The 17,015-nt window shown below is 49.6% G+C and carries 14 protein-coding genes; 1 reads left to right on the top strand and 13 read right to left on the bottom strand.

From position 1 onward, the window contains the following. Position 1: 1 nt before the first annotated feature. The 12 genes from SG35_RS15270 to SG35_RS15215 form a co-directional block, all read right to left on the bottom strand. Positions 2-3,382, bottom strand: coding sequence for a hypothetical protein (locus tag SG35_RS15270; protein ID WP_044834906.1), 3,381 nt, complete (start codon positions 3,380-3,382; stop codon positions 2-4). After that, entirely contained in the window at positions 3,379-7,335 is a 3,957-nt protein-coding gene (locus tag SG35_RS15265; protein WP_044834907.1) for a baseplate J/gp47 family protein, read from the bottom strand. The genes SG35_RS15270 and SG35_RS15265 overlap by 4 nt, the downstream gene beginning before the upstream one ends. A 33-nt stretch (positions 7,336-7,368) precedes the next feature. Then, positions 7,369-7,779, bottom strand: coding sequence for a GPW/gp25 family protein (locus SG35_RS15260; protein WP_044834908.1), 411 nt, complete (start codon positions 7,777-7,779; stop codon positions 7,369-7,371). A gap of 13 nt (positions 7,780-7,792) precedes the next feature. Next, positions 7,793-8,068, bottom strand: coding sequence for a PAAR domain-containing protein (locus SG35_RS15255; RefSeq protein WP_044834909.1), 276 nt, complete (start codon positions 8,066-8,068; stop codon positions 7,793-7,795). Positions 8,069-8,204: 136 nt separating this feature from the next. Continuing rightward, entirely contained in the window at positions 8,205-9,953 is a 1,749-nt protein-coding gene (gene vgrG, locus SG35_RS15250) for a type VI secretion system tip protein VgrG (protein ID WP_044834910.1), read from the bottom strand. Beyond that, on the bottom strand, positions 9,950-10,633 hold the full coding sequence (locus SG35_RS15245) for a CIS tube protein (protein WP_044834911.1): 684 nt from the start codon (positions 10,631-10,633) through the stop codon (positions 9,950-9,952). The genes vgrG and SG35_RS15245 overlap by 4 nt, the downstream gene beginning before the upstream one ends. 59 nt (positions 10,634-10,692) lie before the next feature. Next, positions 10,693-10,848, bottom strand: a complete 156-nt coding sequence (locus SG35_RS15240) for a DUF5908 family protein (RefSeq protein ID WP_169749415.1) — start codon at positions 10,846-10,848, stop codon at positions 10,693-10,695. Positions 10,849-10,858: 10 nt separating this feature from the next. Next, on the bottom strand, positions 10,859-11,332 hold the full coding sequence (locus tag SG35_RS15235) for a phage tail protein (protein WP_044834912.1): 474 nt from the start codon (positions 11,330-11,332) through the stop codon (positions 10,859-10,861). Between the two features lie 4 nt (positions 11,333-11,336). Next, entirely contained in the window at positions 11,337-11,771 is a 435-nt protein-coding gene (locus SG35_RS15230) for a phage tail protein (protein WP_044834913.1), read from the bottom strand. Between the two features lie 86 nt (positions 11,772-11,857). Beyond that, positions 11,858-13,837: a phage tail sheath family protein gene (locus tag SG35_RS15225; protein ID WP_044834914.1), complete on the bottom strand. Its 1,980-nt coding sequence runs from the start codon at positions 13,835-13,837 to the stop codon at positions 11,858-11,860. 20 nt (positions 13,838-13,857) lie between these two features. Beyond that, the gene (locus tag SG35_RS15220) at positions 13,858-14,994 is read right to left on the bottom strand and encodes a hypothetical protein (RefSeq protein ID WP_044834915.1); all 1,137 of its coding nucleotides are present in this window, start codon (positions 14,992-14,994) and stop codon (positions 13,858-13,860) included. Next, positions 14,994-15,572 carry a Pvc16 family protein gene (locus tag SG35_RS15215; RefSeq protein WP_044834916.1) on the bottom strand — a complete coding sequence of 193 codons (579 nt, stop codon included), beginning with the start codon at positions 15,570-15,572 and terminating at the stop codon, positions 14,994-14,996. Before SG35_RS15215 ends, SG35_RS15220 begins: the two co-directional genes overlap by 1 nt. 307 nt (positions 15,573-15,879) lie before the next feature. Between SG35_RS15215 and SG35_RS15210 the strand changes: the two genes are divergently transcribed. Continuing rightward, positions 15,880-16,356: a FliG C-terminal domain-containing protein gene (locus SG35_RS15210; protein ID WP_053043309.1), complete on the top strand. Its 477-nt coding sequence runs from the start codon at positions 15,880-15,882 to the stop codon at positions 16,354-16,356. An 83-nt stretch (positions 16,357-16,439) separates the two neighbouring features. On the opposite strand, the gene SG35_RS15205 is transcribed toward SG35_RS15210, so the two are convergent. Continuing rightward, positions 16,440-16,745, bottom strand: a complete 306-nt coding sequence (locus tag SG35_RS15205) for a hypothetical protein (protein ID WP_044834917.1) — start codon at positions 16,743-16,745, stop codon at positions 16,440-16,442. Positions 16,746-17,015: the final 270 nt, after the last annotated feature.

The raw sequence follows: 17,015 nt of genomic DNA, 5'->3' as shown, positions 1-17,015 counted from the left end.
GTTATTTTCCTTCCTCTTCACCTAATTGTGAGTGGTTTAAAACGATAGGCCGGTGAGTCTCATCCTGGTTGCACATAAACAAACGGCTTTGCGGATAATGGCTGTTGAGTTTTTCCATCTCGGTCATCAGTTTGTTTTGGGCGACTATCAGGTCATGATTTTGGCAAAACAACTCGCCATGGCTGAATATCCCGTGGCGTTTTTGTTCGAGCCAGTTAAAAAAGGCCGGTTCAAACGCTGCCATGGTTTCTTGATCAACCCAGCAGATTTTAATATGGATATGGGCCGGTGTTTCCTGACGCAGGGTTTGTTCGAAAAAGCGCCTGAAGTCCAGGCTGGCAAAACGCCTGAGCCAGCAGGGAACAACGGCGGTGACCCTGAATGAGTAGGGATCCTGATAGCCGGGGGAGCAGTCTTCATTCAGGGAAACCTTAAACAGTTTGATGTCATCCTCAGAGCAGGCAGGCAAAGGTAAGCCTTGGGCTTTCTTTGACGGCATTTCTGGGGCAAAAGGCCTGAGCAGGGTATGCTCGATAAGATGGAAACCCTCAAATACCGCTTCCTTATTTTTCAGTACGGCTATGGTGTAGTCGATGACCTGTTCCACCTCAAAGCGGTAGCGGTAATACTTTTTATGAACGGCGATAATATCCTTGTCCTGATCGAGCAGACAGAAGAAGTATTCCTGGTGAACATTGATGTCGATTTTATAGTTTTTCTGCTCCAGGCCGCTGTATAAGGCGGATGCCATTGCCTGCTCCAGGGTGTCGAGATCGGTATAATGTTTGGTGCTGTGAAATAAAATACAGGCGTCCTGCCCGGGGGCCGGGTTGGGATCTTGTAAATGGAAGCGGGTTTCTTCGATATCGTCATCGTCGATTTCCGGATAGGTAGCAAATATTTTTTCATAATCCGGCAACAGGCTCTTTCGTTGCCAGTTGTCTATGCCTGCCAGGCGCGAAGCGCGTTTTTCCAGCCCGCTGACATTTTCTCCCGAAGGTGGTTGCAGGTAATTAAAGCCCTGGCCGCGCTCTGCGCTTAATACCGGCAGTTCCTGTAAAAAGGCGATCTTATCCCGGATGATGTCATCGGCGGCCTTGACGCCGTCAAGCTGAGTGCTGAGCAGGACATAATCGGTAAACTGCTCGCCAAAACGCGCCAGCAGGTGATCGAGAAAACGGTTTTTGCGTGCCTGGTAGGTTTGTGCCGACTCCAGGGCGTGGTCACGCTCGCACATGGTTTGCCAGCGGTGCTCTTTTACGGTCAGTAAATATTGCTGCCACTGGTTTTGGTAACTGGCGGGTTTATTCCAGTCGATGGTTTGCTCCCCCTGGTGCTGCTTGACAAATTCACGCACCAGGCTGGCGCCGTTTGGCAGGTTGGGCACCTTGATTTGCGGGATTTTAGCTAAATCCAGTACCAGGCTAAGCTCCTGCTCTGTTAAGGGGTCTCCGGGAAGTGCCTGTATTTGGGCTTCAAAGGTGTCCTGCTCCTGGCCTGGGTCGCCTTTGAGTGGAGTTAGCTTATCCAGTTTGTCTTGGCTTAAGCCGTTATCAGCCAGGGTATCGAGTACCCTTTGGCTGAGTTTATAGGTGACAGGTAAAGAAAACAGCAGCTGGGAGAAATAGCTGCGTTTAATGTCGGGGTTTAAACTGAACAAATGTTTCAGGTTGGCCAGCTGGGCGCAATAATTGGCCAGGATCTGATCCATTACCGTTAAAAAGCCTTTAAGTTGTTTTGCCTGGGCATGGCGCTGCTTGCTGGCCGATGGCGGCAGACCTTCTTTGCCTATGCCGTACACCTGAGAAAAACTGTCCTGGATACTGTGATAAAGGCCCAATTGCTGATCCTGTCCAGCAGGCTGGGTGACATCATAGGGTTTGGCCTGAAGTCTTGACCTTGAATTGAGCGCCCTTAAGTCTTCCAGCAGGGCCTGAGTCTCCGGGCCGTCTGCCTGGTAGGGAATTAACCCTTTGTACAGCACGATTTTCGATTTGTCGACGTTAAAGCTGATGCCGCGGTTGTTTGTGATCGGCAGGCACCAGTGTTCGCCGTCGTTTAACAGCAGGCCGCGGAAAAACTTGCTTAATTGCAGTTTTCTGATGGCGATAATGCCGTCAATGGCCATCAGTTCGCGCATGACATCTGAGATATGGATCACGGTTTTGTGCTGGCAGGCAAGTAAGTCGTCGTCCTTGATAAAGCCGTGCTGGAGTAGCGGGCCGTTAAAAATGTGGTCAAGGGGGATGGCCATTTGCTGCATTTCTTCAAGGGAATAGAAGGTGACCCTTGGGGTGATAAAGTTTTCCAGCACATAATAGATATTGGCCAGCACCTGGTGAATATCCACGTCCGGGCGGATTTCGATATCGGTACAGATGCCAATTTCTTCAATCTCGCTGGTAGTAAAGCGGACAAAGTCTTCACACAGGGGGCGTTGCAGGTGCAATCGCTGTTTTACCTGCCGGGCGGTTTTACAACACTGCTTGATGCGTGCCTGTAGATAGGCACGGATGTCGTCAAGGCGATCGAGCAATCTTGGTTCTATAAACTTTTTGTTTTCCTCGGTTTTTTCCAGCGGCGATTCGATATGTACTTCAATGGGGATATCCAGGCCATTGCCGCTTAAAGTAAAGCAGCTAACATAAACCGCTGAATCGCTGATGGAGGTAAAATCATCAAAATACAGGTGCTCAAATTCATCGACGTTCAGGGCATTTTCAAAAAACACCGGCCAGGCAGGCTCAAAATGCAGGGTTATCGTTTTTAAGTTGCTGGGGGCCAGGGTAAATTGATAGCGCCAGCAGTTAAGATCCCCCAGCGGGCCCTGGTTTTCAAATTCCAGTTTGACCTGGTACAGTCCCTGGATATTTAGCCTGCTGGCTGTCTTTTCTTCGTCCGTACTGCCGGCAGGCGGGGTATAGCTGAGCTCAGAGTTCTCTTCATCGCGGTAAATGGCGGGTTGAGACTGGCGTAATAAATCAAGCCTGGCATTGTGGATCAGCGGCACATCAATAATGACCTTACGCCAGTCGTTTATTGTCAGGGCCTTGCACGGCAGGATTTCCCTTGGGGTGAAATAGCTGTGCTGACTTGCGGCCGGGTTTTCGCCGTTCAAACCTGACTCTGTTGCTAATTTAGTATCGGTAACAGAGCGCTCTGCCAGTATGTCTTCGATGGCATAGTCGGTTTTATAGCCGAGATCTGTGATGGCATAACTGAGCATTTCCAATAAGGTGATGCCGGGATCATGGATATTATGATCTGTCCACTGATTGGCTGCTAATGCCTGGATATAGCCGATACCTTTGCTGCGCAAATATTCATAGTCTTTACTGGCGCAGAACTCGGGGAATTTGTCGATACTGGCGTCTAGGGTCATTTACAACTTCCTCCCGCGGTGATGAGGTGCTTTTTATGGGAGACAAAAATAGATCGGGCGCTGCCCGGCGTTGCTTGCTCGATATCGTAATAGCTGGTGGCATCCATTGCCGGAGTGCCTGGGGGCGGTTCGAGATGCTGGTGCATTTTTACTTCGGTCAGGTAATCGACGTACTCTCTCTGTTCGATAAAATTGACCAGCACCGATCTGTGAATTTTGCCGCCGAAATGAATCTCGGTCTTGTTGTTGCTATCAAAGGCCCAGGGGGATAAAAATGCTATCAGGTCTTGATTGAGGGTTTCGGTATACAGCCCGGGATCAAAACCGCTGCGGAAGGTGACATTAAATTCCAGTTGTATCGCCTCATACATAGGGTTGAGTACACGTAACTTCTCTGCCGCCCAGGGGGTCATGCGCTGCTGCAAAAAGCTTTTGATCTTATCCAGTTTGTCCAGGCTAGCCCGGGGCTCAAGCGGGTCTATGGCGTTTTTATTATTTAATGAGGCGATGACAATTACCGTGACATAGCCGGGGGCAAACTCTGAGGTCATTAACGTCTGGCTGCCTTTGGGACTCTCTTTGGGGTTTTCTTTAGGATAAAGGTAGCAGCTGTGGTTGATACATTTAGCCTTGTAGATATCATCAAAAGCTTGCAGCACCAGACGTTCATAATCCCAGAGGGTGATAGCCCTGTCTTTGTGTCTTAGCCGCTCGGCAACCCGGGTATTAAAGCGGTTGTTATTTTCTCCGGCTTTGCCTTCAACGGCGGAGTAAGGTTGGCTGATGCCTTTGATGGCGGATTGTTTAACCTTAAGCTTGCTTATGGTGTTCGCCGGTAAAGGGCTGGCTAGAAAATCCTGATGATTGTTGTCATTGCTGAACGAGGCTTCACCGGCCTGGGTGGCGATAGTGATCAGATCGCACACCGCCGTCGGCTGCTCTAATACCGCCGCTCTGAGCCAGACTTTACCCGGCGGCAGCAAGGTGTTGTTATCGTTTACCTCGCCGGGCAGGGTGATGGTTACTATGCCTGAGGTATTAAAGGCGTTGGTGCTGTCGGTGATCACTTCTTTGGCGGTTAATGCCTGCCATTGATTGTCCGTTAATACCGACCAGTGGATGGTTTCTTTATTGAACCTGGGATCGGCGCTGCCTTCGGCCAGCTGGAAAAACAGGGTAACCAGTTGCGGTAAGCGGGTATCGGATAAGCCGATATACATTTCGCCGCGGTTTTGTTTTAACAGGCCGTCTTCTTCGGTGACAAACATGGGCATCAGCGGCACCAGGCTTGCTGTTGTTGCTGTGCTGGTGGATGCTGAACTGTCCGGTTTGGCTAAAGTGCTGCCAAAGGGATATATGTGATAGAGACTTAGCTCGGTTTCTGCTCCCAGCTGGTTCACGGCAGCAGATATTTTTGCCTGATAGTTGAGGCTGATATCCTGCAACACGGGTGTATAGGGTTCGTTGGGGATCAGGGTCAGCTCAGGGTGGTTTATTTGCTGGATAACGCGTTTTGAATAAACCCGGGAGTATCGTTTATGCCCCAGGACATCAAGCGGGCCATTAACGGACAATCTAATAAAGCCCTGCGCCAGAGTGTTATTAAAGTTTGTCAGCTTATCAAGGGCCGGGGCTTGCGGCATCAGCGGCTCGTTAGTGGCGGTATCTGCTTTGAGCTCAACACTCAGGCCGTATTGGGGCAGTTCGGCTTCCTGCCCGCTAGCGTTTGCACTGGCCTTATTGAATAAAACCAGTTCTGATTGTTTTTCTTGCCAGGCGTAATTTTTTAAGACACTGATCTTGGCCTTGATATTTTGTTCATTGATTTTTGCTTCCGGCTCGATAGCCTCAGTGATGATAACTGTGCTATTCCCGGATGTTGCAGAGGCATCCTTGGCAGGTTGGGCGGGCAAGATATCGTCATAATAGGCTTGATAATGTTCGGTAAAACTTGCGGGAGCTCCTTGCCAGCTGGCCGTTATTGACACTGAGGTGACGGGTTTTCGAAAGGCTTCGTCACAACCGATATAAAAGGCACCCGCCAATACCGGTTTGGGGCCAAAAGGCAGAAATGGCTTGTTGCCGTCAAGTACGCCCAGATCACTTTGCACGATCAGGTTTTTAATGCCGGTTACCGTGACGTCTAATATCAAACCCGTGAGTTGTATCTCTTTAAGGGTTTGGTAGGCAAAGATTTTGTTTTGGTCAGCACTTGCCTGGTTTTGCTGTTTTGTATCTTGCAGGCCTTGGTTTTTCTGATCAGGGTTTTCCTGAGCGGCTTCAGGCTCAGGTGCTTCACTGTCATGGCGCAGTATGACCTGCATCACGGGAAAGCGGCTTTGGTAGTTTCGCTCGGGAAGTATTTGCGCATCAAAAGGGGTTACCGCAGCTTGGTCTACGGAGAGTTTGACCGTTAGTTCCAGATGATCGCTTTTTTGTAAAAAGGAACTGATTTTCGCCTCAATCCACTGTTTTTCACCGCTTAAGTTCACTTTGATAAGCTCAGGGCTTAAGGTGATCGGGTTTGTCTGGGGGCTTGGCATAGTCCCGTACAGCTTCAAGTTGATGGTGCGCTCACCTTCACGTAAGTCCAGCAGCGGTGAGCTGATGGCAAAACCTAACTTAGCCACTTCGCCGGTTCTGATCTCCGGGCTTTTTAATTCACCGTTAACAAGCTGGCTTTGGCCAAAGGGTTTCCATCTCGGCTCAGGGTTGGTGAAGGCTTTGCCTTTACCGTCGCTGGAGTTTGCTACCGCAGCGCTGAATACCACCATACCCGGGCCGTTATCGATAAAAACAGATTTGATATCGCCGCTTTCTTTGATGCTGGCCTTGTTGACTACCAGCTCATTGTTTAGGGCGTAATGAACCGGCTTGCCGTCGCCGTCAAAGCCGGCGTTAAACAAGGTGCCTTGTTCGAGCTTGTGGTGTTTGGGGGATTTTGCCAGCTCAAACAGCAGGTGTACCCGGTCTTTGGTTGCCCCATGCGGGCTAAAGCCGAGAATATCCCGGTAATAATGATCTAGATGTTTTCCTGTCAGTGAGTTGATATGGATCTGGGCAAATTTATACAGCCGGGTAAAGGCGATAAACAGGGCAATATGGGGTTTATGGTTTTCGTTATGGTGAATGAGATGAAACAGGTAGCCGGGGGCGGCCTTGATCAACTGGTTTTGTGCCTGTAAAAACAGCTGCGCCGCAGCTGCCAGGCTGATTGAGCTTGCCGTTATCAGGGCTTTTTGCTCCGGGCTCAGCGGTTCACCCGGCTGCGGGGCAAACTCAGGGATGATAAATCGGTCGCTTAAGCTTTGCCACTGATGCTCTGTATTGTCATTGGCGGCGTTTTTCCACAGCGCCGAGAAAACCTGGTGATGTACTTTCTCTGCGTTAAAGTGGAATGAAGGCAGCTGATGCGGGCTTGCCTCTTCCTCAGGTGGCGGTAGCTCTAACAAGGCATTGTAGCTGTTGACGGTTTCAGTCAGACTCAGCGCCAGTTCTGAGGTGATCAGTCGGTGCAGGTGCTGTTTAAAGCCGCCATCGTTTTGTGCTTTTATCGCCCAGTCATTGATTTCATAAGCCAGCTGGAAGGTCAATTTGATCAGGATTTCCAGTACGCCTGATGCTAATATCATTTCGGCGGGGGACTCTTCATTTAAATAGCTTTTGAGCTGGTACAGCAGTACCTTGTAGTCGTTGTTGTCCTTGTTGGCTACGGTGGCGATAATACAGGCGAGATCTGAGTCAAAAAAGGCGTGCCAATCGCCGTCGGTTTGGTCCTGATTGTCGTAATACTGTAATTCGCGACTATAGTGGTTGGCGAAATTAAGCAGGTCTGCCATGGATCTGTCGTCGATGCGGGCATAGCGCGGGTGCAGCTGTTTGAGCCACCTCTGCTGCTGGCTGGTGCCGTCCCTTACCAGGGGATTTTTTGTCTTGCAGATCTCTATGTCCATCGGCGCTCTGTTTTCATATAAGTTGCTTCCCGGTTACGGCGCTGTCGCGCCTTCATTGAGATAAAACGGTAATACAAAGTTATAACGGGAATTAGTGCTGCGTACCCGGTAATCCAGGGTGATGGTGACCCGGCCTTCAAGGGATACCGGCTCCAGGCTGATTTTTTCCAGCAAAATTCTCGGTTCAAAATATAAAATGGCGGTTTTGATCAGGTCTTTTAAAAATGCGTCCAGCGACTGATCCAACGGCTCGAATAAATAATCCTTAAGGTTGCAGCCATAAGTCGGGTGCATGATACGCTCCCCCAAAGAAGTGGAGAGTAAGATTTCCAGGCTTTTATTAATATCTTCCACGCCACTGGTCATGCCTACCGAGCGGGTATCTTTGGTAAAGGTTGGTGGGAAACCCCAGCCTGTGCCTAAGAAAGGATTTTCTTCACTCATGCTTGTCCCTAAATCAGCCTATTATCACTGTCGGTTCGCCTATGGCCGCCGATGCGCCGCAGATGCAGGTATCGCCGACACGCACCGCGGGTTTACCGCCGATAAGCACAGTCGCGCTTGATAACACCAGCGGCGTCACCGGAATATGCGGCGGTGGCGGAATAGGGCAGACGTGCGTGTCTCCGAGCACGGCGGCGGGCATTTTGCCGATAAGCACGGTCGCTTCTCCCGGTCCGACGATAGTACCGCCGTGGGTTGAAACATCGCCGACTCTGGCTGCTGCTGGCATACTACCTCCTTAAATGACCGTTAGTAATGGGCACTTGGTCCCATTACCACCGTGGGATGAAACATCTCGCTCTCTCCTGGCTGTGGCTGCTGCTGGCATTTCTTCTCCTTTTTACCTTATAGGTTTAAGCGTTAAGCTAGTTTATTTGCACCAATGAACCTTTCACTACGGCAATGGCGCTGGTACTCATTTCCGCCCCCGCGCCGCCTTCGGCTTTAAATTCTGCCGATGCCTTGATATTGCAGTTTGTACCTTCGATGTTGACATCACCGGCGGCCTTGATATTGATATCCCCGGGGCTGTCTATCAAAATGCCGTCCGAGGTCATTTCCATCTTATTGCCGTTTTCGTCTTCCACTAAAATGCTGCCGCTGTCTTCACTGAGCACGACTTTGTTGCCCTTGGGGGTTTCCAGGGTGTAGCTGACTTTATCGTCGTCAAAGATCATTTTCATTTCGCTGCGGGTCACCCAGCCTTTTTCATGGTTGTCGTCGCTGCCGGTCAGCGGCGCAGGCTTCGAACTGCTGTTGAGCATGCCCAGCACGATAGGATCGCGGGGATCGTCATTGAGAAAGCCCACCAGTACCTCGTCGTCTATCTCCGGGCGGAAAAAAGAGCCGCGGTTATCACCGGCATCTAACGTGGATATACGTGCCCAGACGCCGTCGCCGTCGGGATTGATGATCGGCAGAGTGATCAAAATCCTGTCTTCGCCGTCGGGGTCTTCGCCGATTTGTTTGCAGATGCCGATTTGCAGGCCACGAACGCCGGGCAGCAGGGCGGAAGCGGGTCGTTCCATGATATCGAGCTTATCGGCAAACCAGTTGACGGGCATGCCAAAGCCGATATCCGAAGTCCAGTTGTCGGTGTTAATCTGGTGGCGGATGGCGGTGATCAGGTGCTTGCCGTTAAAGCGGTCGCCGACTCCGGAGAATTCCACCAGTGTGCCGGGTTTTATTTCGCCAAAGCCCTGGCAACGGGCGCGCCCCAGGGTTTTGGCCAATCGGCTGCGGTAAATCCTCGCATCAGACCAGGATTTCAACTCCTGATCGGCAACTTTACCGGTATGTTTGAGGTTGAGGCTGTCGTATTCCAGTACTTTGGCAAGGTCTGCGGCGCTGAGGTTGCCGGCTTCGTTCAGGCCGGGATCTGAGCCTTCTTCTTCGATGATTTCCTGGCTGGCGTAGTCCCATGATTCGCTTTTGCTGGCCGGGATCTGGTTGCGGGCGTCCATCGAGGCTTCAAATTCCATTAAGGTAGAGCCGTAATTCAGGCTTAATACCGGCTCCTGGCCGAGGTCGGCGCCTGCAACTGTTAGTTTGCCGTCGTCTGTGGTCACCAGCTTGCTGTTGGCTTCGGCGCGGGTGAGGATAAAGTCCCAGTCGGTGCAATTGTACTGCACCATTTCCTTGTGGCTGATGTCGGTGGCTTCAATATCGGTTTCTACGCCGTAGGCGCCGGAGAGCTCCTCGATGATCTCGCTGTCTTTCATCTCACTAAAATAGCGGCTGTTGCGTGCCCCCGTCATATGAATGGCTTTATCTTTACATTCGACGATCAGCTGCGCCGGTTTGTTTTTTCTGACTTTAAGCCCCTGGCTGATGATAAGTCCCTTAAACACCTGGGCTTCATCCGAGTGATAACCGGCAAGCACTTCCACTTCCTTACCCGGGATGAAAATATCGGAATTGCTTTCGGCAAAGTCCTGCTGGGCGGCGTCGCCGTCAAGCACTACTAAGGTTGCATTGGCTATCTTGTTGTATTCTTTGCGGATAATGATATTGGCGACATGGGTCTCCGGGCTAAGCTCGGCGCCGTCTACTTTTACCGTGAAGCTGGCGAGATCGCCAAAGTCCGGCAGGGGGATGACACGTTCGTCGCTCATTTGCCTGCCTTTTGATTCAGCGGTGGAAAGTAAATTGAGCGTCCTACTTGCAGATGCCGAAAGTTGGTAATGTTATTGGCCTTGGCCACCGCCAGGTAATATTTACTGTCGCCATAGATACGGTAGGTCATCAGCGGCAGGGTATCTCCCTGGTGTACCGTGCGCACATGGGTTAAGTCCGGGGAGTTATTGCCTTCTTCGGCTACCCGCAGGGCATCGTCGATATTCTCGGCAAAGGTGGCGGTGACTTTTGCCCGCAGCGGCTTGCCGTCGGGGCGGAACAGGTTATAGCTGATATCGGCGGATTTGAGTACGCATTTGGAGATCAGCGAGCCCCAGGAAATCTTGAGGTAATGGGGGCGGTGAATATCGCCGTTGTTTTTGCCGGTGACCACCAGGAAATGTTCGATTTCATCGGCGACTTCTTTTTTATCCGAGGAGACGCCGGTGCCGTCGAAGACAAAGTCGAAGCTGTATTCCTGAGGCTTTATTTTGCCGAATTTCTGGGTACTTCCGGTAGTGCCTTGTCCCTGGACCGGCTGGTATTCCACCTCATATTTTTGCTTATAGGTGTTGGGGTTGAACATGGCAATAAAATCGCCGCAGTCCGCCTTGGCACTGTAGTCCAATTTGGTATAGGGCTCGATTTTGAGTTTTTTTAATTCACCTGTTGCTGCCATGTGTCGACCTTATTGTTATTTTCCTGTGCTAGCGCAGTTATTCCCGAGATTTTTATAATTTATCTTTCCAGTTTTTCTTTAAGCAGCTCGCTGATTTGCTCCATGCAGTCGCTGATAATTTCTTCCTTGTCCATGGCGCTGCTGCTCTGTGTTCCTTCTTCTCCTGTACCTTCGATATAGGCCTTGATCACTAACTCCCTTATTTCTACCGGCATTTAACCCACCTCAACTCAACTTAGTTTTTTCAAAGTACTGGTAACTCAGCTCCAGTGTTTCTATCACCAGGGAGTTATCCATGGCCTTAAAGTCCGAGACCGACCATTTCACCGGCCAGGCGCGAACAAAACTGTAGGTATCTGCCACCGGCTTTTGCTCTTCATTAAGCAGGGTGACATAGACCGAGGTCGGCTCCTGTCCGGCAACCCCGGGGTTCGCCTCCAGGTTTTCCACCGCATGGGTGATCCAGTCGATTAATTTCGAGTCGGTTAACAGCCCGCGTTTTAAAATCAAATTGGCGTATTTGGCCCGGGTAGGCAGGCGGTGGTTAAAGCGGTTTTCTCCTCCCTCCACCAGCTCTTCCGTGGTTATTTCCGCCGCCAGGCCGGACACTTCCTGAAAATGTATGTCCTGGGTTTCACCGGCTAAAAACTCAAATTCAACGCGAAAGTTAAACCCGGCGGGCGGATAATAGGCGGCCATATAATTATCCGTTCTCTATGGTCAGTTTTTCGATGGCCACTTCGATGGACTCAATCGCCACTTCATTGCCGGTGGATTTAAGGCCAGGGCCTTCCACTTTCACCGGGAAGGCATTGATGGCTTTCCACACCATGACCGGCTCATGGGCTTCGTTTAACAACGAAATAATGATGTCCTTGCGGTCTGCGAGCTTATTGGCCGGGGTGGCATCAAGCCAATCGAAGAACTTGTTGTCGGCAGCCAAAATGCCTTTTTTCATGGTGATATTGCCGTACTTGGAGATCCCCGGTCTTTTCCTGGCTTCGCTTTGGGGTTCGTCGCCTGCACGGTATTCGATCATTTGTATTTCTATGTTCAGTCCCGAAACTTCCGAGAAGGACATTTTTTCACCACCCCATTCTACCTGGTAGTGAAATGCGGCTAATGGATAGTCGGCCATGGGTTAATCCACCTTAATTAAAATTGCTGTTAACGTTTATGTTTAATTGCATCACTGTTCTTTCCCTAAGCACTGCTCATTGAGAATCAGGCCTCAGGCATCTTGTGGGAGAAGCGTAAAATAATAAATTCAGCCGGACGCACCACCGCCATGCCGATTTCCACTATCATGCGGCCTTCGAGGATATCCATGGCGGTCATGGTGGTGCCTAAACCGACATTGACGAAAAACGCCTGCTTGGTGGTTGCCCCCTGCAGCGCGCCATCACGCCATTGCAGGGTGAGAAAATTCTCGATCATGGCTTTGACCTTGATCCAGGTATTGGCATCGTTTGGCTCAAACACCGCCCAGTAGGTGGACTTTTTCACCGACTCTTCCACCATGTTGAAAAAGCGCCGCACGGAAATATAACGCCATTCGTTGTCGTTGCCCGCCAGGGTTCTTGCGCCCCATACCATCATGCCGCGGCCGGTAAAGGCGCGGATACAGTTGATGGACTTGCCGCTGTTGACATCGACATTTAGGGTTTCCTGGTCGAAGAAATCGATTTGCCGGTTTAAGCCGACCACGCCGTTAACACTGACATTGGCGGGGGCTTTCCAGACGCCGCGGGTGGAGTCCACCATGGCATAAATACCCGCCATGGCGCCGCTTGGCGGGATAGTGGTTAACGAGGCGCCGATAGCGCGGACAATGTTTTTGTAAATGGGGTGGGAGTCGTACAGGGTGTCTTCCTGGGTGGTTTCATGTTTTTTCGCCGCGCTAAGGATTTCGGTGATCGGCACTATGACTTCGGCAAAGACTTCGATGATCTTGCTTAAGCTGTTTAATTGCTTAGCGGTATTGTTACCGTCACCGAAGAGCTTGGCGGCATCTGCTGCGGCAGGTGGCGTGGTTTTAAAGATTTTGCCCCAATCGTCGGTGTCCATAAAGTCGGTATACTTGGCTACGTCATGGAGCTTGTAGCTGGAAGTTAATGCGGCATCGGCGGCAATATCATAAGAGATCAATTTCGTCAGGCTGCCTTTGAGGGAGTCTTTGACCAGGCTGCTGATTTGGGTGACCATCAACGGATTTTTAAGCGCCGCGCCGCCGACATACCAGTTATTTACCTGCAGGGCGATATCATAGATAAAGTTGTACAGGGCTTTATAGTTATTTGCTGTGCTGCTTTTTTTAAATTCATCCAGCAACTTGGTAAATTTCTTATTGATAGTGGCCTGATCTCCCCTTAAGGTTTCCAGGCCGCTATCGACGGTATCTTTATCATCAACCGCCTGATCCAGACTGTCGACCGTGGCATCGACTTGCGGATCCGGCACCAGGCCTTTCATGGAAAGTTCGATACCGGCGCGTTTTACCTTGCCCCGGATATCCCGGTAGTGCACCGAAATCGGTAAATTGGTTTTTAGCCAGGGAGTATAGGCGGCGCCGTATTTGAGGTTGTTCATGCCGATGTTGTTGCGAAAGGCTTCATACACCAGGCCTTTCCAGTCGTAGGTATCGGCGGGCTCGATTTCTTCCTGCAAGTCAAAAATACAGACCCTGTCCTGTAGATCTTTACATTGCACCAGCGCCTGTTTTTGCAGGCCGTAAAAGTTGCCTGCATCGAGGTTGACCGCGTCCGGGAACAGGATCATGGTAGGTTCGTCCTGTTTTTTCAGTGCCGCCAGGCCGCTGTCAAAATCTGTTCTTACCGGGCCGTCGCTATTTTCTTCAAAAACCCCGACCGAGACAATATAACACTTGCCGCCGCCGTTTTTAAAGAACAGGCGGATGGCGTCGTACATATAAAATTTTGACGTCATCTGGCTGTCTGCGACCGCGAAGTTTTCGTCAAGGTTGACGTTGTCTACGTTGATCGGCGGCGCTTCGCCAAACAGCAGGTTGTATTCCGGCAACGAGGTGACTTCGGTCGGTTTTAGCAGTAAGTCCCGCTCGGTATTTCTTTTTGCCTTTTGGGTATAACCGATAAACGCCGGGATTGCCGTTTCAACTTGCGCAACCGAGGGCGGAAAAATTGATATTTCTTCAACGTAAACATCTGGGGTTTTGTAGCTTGCCATGGTTGTCGTCCTGTCCTTTTTTAAATATAGAAATACACCTGGGAGTAGATGGGTTCACTGCCGGTTTCTGTTGCTATGTTAGTAATGTCCGGGTTGGGCAAAGGCGTTTCTTCATAAACACTGTGGCCCGGTCCGGTGGTGATATCCCGTTTTAAAGTGAAGCCTTTTAGCGGCGCCTTTTTTAACGGAATTTTGGTGGTTCCCGAATCGAAGGGGATCACCTGGGTTTTGTCCGCTAACGTTATGCTGGTTTTGCGGGTAAAGTTGGCGGTAAATATGTTGGAGACTACATCCAGATTCTCCGGCGGGACATTGTCCCGGTATTTCAGGCCTATAAAATAGCGCCAGATGGTGGCGCGGTTATTGAGCCTGACGCGATAGGTTTTTGCCGTTACCTGGCCCAAGCCGTCGACGAACTGGTATTCAGCAGGTACTTCCTCGTTATGGAAAATATCAATTAAACCAAAAGGTTGCTTATTTGAAAGCTCGGAGTCCAGATAAAAGCTCTCCTGTATTTCCCCGTCTATTGCCAGGGTGTATAACCCTTGTGGCTGCAGTGATAAATCAATTTGTGCGCTGAATTTACGTAACCCGGCATTTACTTCGGGGTCAAGTTTATCCAGGCTTTGATTAAAAACCGGCATTAGCTGGCGATCTTTGATGAGCAGCTGGGCGCTGTCGCTTTCTTTTGAAAATGGATAGCTAAATTGGGCCGCTCTTAAACGGGTTTTGTCCAGGGCCGATAAGTAAGGGCTGGTGCTGTCTTGTACCAGTAGCAATTCGTCAGTGCCGTCGACATCCTGGATATTGCTTTGCCGGTTATGCAGATAAAAGACTGCCGAGCGCTCGCCGGTGAGCGGCAGATCTGAGTAATACACCAGGTTGGGGGTTTTTGCCATCAGCATAAAACGCAACCTGACGAGATCGGATAGCGGGATCAAGGGCTTTGCTGCATTGTCGGGGTCTGATTTATATAACACGATAAAGCCGCCGGGCACCTGGCGAAATAACAAGCCCTGATTTTTCAGCGCTATTTTACAGTCAGAGGTCGGGATAACATCGAAATCTTCATCCCTGTGGCTGTAGCTGTTGTCTGTCTGTTTATAGAATTCATGGAAGAATTCGACGGCAAAGAGTGTGCGGTAACCCGACTCCATTACATCCCGCTCCCTTCAAGTGCAAACTTGCTGACACCCGCCTGTTCGCTGCTGACGAGTTCTTCCTGGATGATCAACATGCGTACCTTATAGCAGATGGAGGGCAGGTATTTGGCCCCGAGGTAACCCCAGAGGTGGTTTTGCTGCTCCAGCCCCATGGTATGCAGTTCTACAATGAGTTTTTCCAGTTTGGGGTCGAGATCCGGGGTATTGCTGCTGATAAACACGCTTTTTGCCTGGAAGAAGCTCATCGCCGCCGAGAGGAATTTCAGCCCGGTTTCATAGTCGTTGAAGTTTGATGCTATCAGGATATAGAGGTTTATTTTGATTTCCGGGTTGCGGTACATTACCTGACCGTCTGCGGATTTTTTCACCGCGTTTTGCGCCTTGTTGATTTTTTCTTCTTCGATGTTGATCAAGGAAAGCCCGAGTTGGTCTTTGGGGATCACCACGGCGCCATCTTCTTTTACCAAAGGGCTGACGGCAACGGTTTCATTGCTGGTCACATTAAGATCGGGGAGTGATTTTAAATACTGATGGATCTGGTTTTTTAGAACATCCATGCACTTGTCGATCATTGCCAAAGGTATCCCTACAAGACGTCTTCGTTAGTATTGTTATTAAATAAAAGCCGGCACATGACTGCGGTCAGTTAACAGCTGGGATCACTGAGGGCAAGCGATTGGTCAATCAAAGAAAATAATGCAAAATTGAAACGGCATGAGCCAATGACTTTTGTAAATAAAGGTAGTTCAATTAATCAAAAAAAGTAAAAAAAATATCTGAAAAATTGTTAATAAAGCCGTACCTCTGATTGCACAAGTGCTTTGGAACCTAACAGCCGGGTTTAAATCTAAGTTCATAATGTTCAGGAGTATTTTTATTATGCCTTTTAACAAACAGCTTAAAGGCCACATAAGGATAAGCGCTGCTATGGTTGCCATTGACGGGATTCAAATTGCCGCGGCGATTTTTAACTGTTTTCCGCAAAAGCAGGGTAAGGAGATGATGACTGCCTTGCAGGTGCAGGATTTGCCGCTGGCAGAAAAAATTCAATCGCAGCTGTTTGTTTTTGATGATTTGGCCGGTGTTGACGATCGCAGTATGCAAACCTTAATTGCCAAGATACCACGAGAAAGCTTAAATTTGGCCTTGCGCGGGATTACGGGGGCGTGCCAGCAAAAGTTTTTTACCAATATGTCGGCCAATGCTGCGGCCATGCTAAAAGAAGCGCTGGACAATGCACCGCCTAAAGCGCTGTCGGAGATTGAAAAAGCGCGTAAAGCCATTATTGACCTTGCCCGCAAGCTTGAATCTGAGCAACAAATAATTTTGACTAATGACGGCCTATATATTGAGTAATGGCTTTCTTTTAGAAAAAGCAAAGGGGGAAGTACTTTCTATCCCCCTGGATGTTTCTGTTGCTGATTGTTGTTATCGGGCAATCAAGCCTCTTGAAAATCCGGATGCCCGGCCATGACCTTGAGTTTGTTCAAGTCTCCCTGGGCCCATAAATAATGTCTTTCACCGTCATGGCCATTGCCGTTACCTTCCCCGACAATAGAGTCTATATGCCAGCTTAAGGTGGAAAGTTTTTCGGTGACATAGGAGTCCTGGGCAAAATCATCGGCTTTAAGTTCATTAACGAGCTCTTTAATGATTTCGTAGACTTGAAAAGAGGGATAGGCACTTGCTTGCCAGGTTTTTAACAGCTTGTCTATTTCATCGAGTTTGCTTATTGGATTGTTCATCTTGCCATTCCTTTGGAAACTTGAGACTTAGTCAGCCATTTAAGATTAGACGACAAATTAAGAGGTTTCAAAGACCTGTGGCTGACAAATTTATTAATTCTATATGAAAGTTTTTTCATTGTTGTTTAATGGCCGCTATTGCCAGAAAGGACTTATGAATTTGATAAAATCTATGTTCAGCAAGTTATGCCTGGTATTTTTAAGGTATCCCGGGTGATTAGTTGAACGGCCTCAGAATGCAGGTAAAGATGATCGCCAGTGGCCTCAAAA

It is taken from the genome of Thalassomonas actiniarum, from assembly GCF_000948975.2.
Lineage (GTDB): Bacteria > Pseudomonadota > Gammaproteobacteria > Enterobacterales > Alteromonadaceae > Thalassomonas > Thalassomonas actiniarum.
This window is presented reverse-complemented; position numbering and strand designations above follow the sequence as displayed.

What these genes read in the sequence shown, in the direction of transcription:
- SG35_RS15270 (WP_044834906.1), bottom strand. Translation starts at nt 3,382, where the DNA reads ATGACCCTAGACGCCAGTATCGACAAATTCCCCGAGTTCTGCGCCAGT.
- SG35_RS15265 (WP_044834907.1), bottom strand. Translation starts at nt 7,335, where the DNA reads ATGGACATAGAGATCTGCAAGACAAAAAATCCCCTGGTAAGGGACGGC.
- SG35_RS15260 (WP_044834908.1), bottom strand. Translation starts at nt 7,779, where the DNA reads ATGAGTGAAGAAAATCCTTTCTTAGGCACAGGCTGGGGTTTCCCACCA.
- SG35_RS15255 (WP_044834909.1), bottom strand. Translation starts at nt 8,068, where the DNA reads ATGCCAGCAGCAGCCAGAGTCGGCGATGTTTCAACCCACGGCGGTACT.
- vgrG (WP_044834910.1), bottom strand. Translation starts at nt 9,953, where the DNA reads ATGAGCGACGAACGTGTCATCCCCCTGCCGGACTTTGGCGATCTCGCC.
- SG35_RS15245 (WP_044834911.1), bottom strand. Translation starts at nt 10,633, where the DNA reads ATGGCAGCAACAGGTGAATTAAAAAAACTCAAAATCGAGCCCTATACC.
- SG35_RS15240 (WP_169749415.1), bottom strand. Translation starts at nt 10,848, where the DNA reads ATGCCGGTAGAAATAAGGGAGTTAGTGATCAAGGCCTATATCGAAGGT.
- SG35_RS15235 (WP_044834912.1), bottom strand. Translation starts at nt 11,332, where the DNA reads ATGGCCGCCTATTATCCGCCCGCCGGGTTTAACTTTCGCGTTGAATTT.
- SG35_RS15230 (WP_044834913.1), bottom strand. Translation starts at nt 11,771, where the DNA reads ATGGCCGACTATCCATTAGCCGCATTTCACTACCAGGTAGAATGGGGT.
- SG35_RS15225 (WP_044834914.1), bottom strand. Translation starts at nt 13,837, where the DNA reads ATGGCAAGCTACAAAACCCCAGATGTTTACGTTGAAGAAATATCAATT.
- SG35_RS15220 (WP_044834915.1), bottom strand. Translation starts at nt 14,994, where the DNA reads ATGGAGTCGGGTTACCGCACACTCTTTGCCGTCGAATTCTTCCATGAA.
- SG35_RS15215 (WP_044834916.1), bottom strand. Translation starts at nt 15,572, where the DNA reads ATGATCGACAAGTGCATGGATGTTCTAAAAAACCAGATCCATCAGTAT.
- SG35_RS15210 (WP_053043309.1), top strand. Translation starts at nt 15,880, where the DNA reads ATGCCTTTTAACAAACAGCTTAAAGGCCACATAAGGATAAGCGCTGCT.
- SG35_RS15205 (WP_044834917.1), bottom strand. Translation starts at nt 16,745, where the DNA reads ATGAACAATCCAATAAGCAAACTCGATGAAATAGACAAGCTGTTAAAA.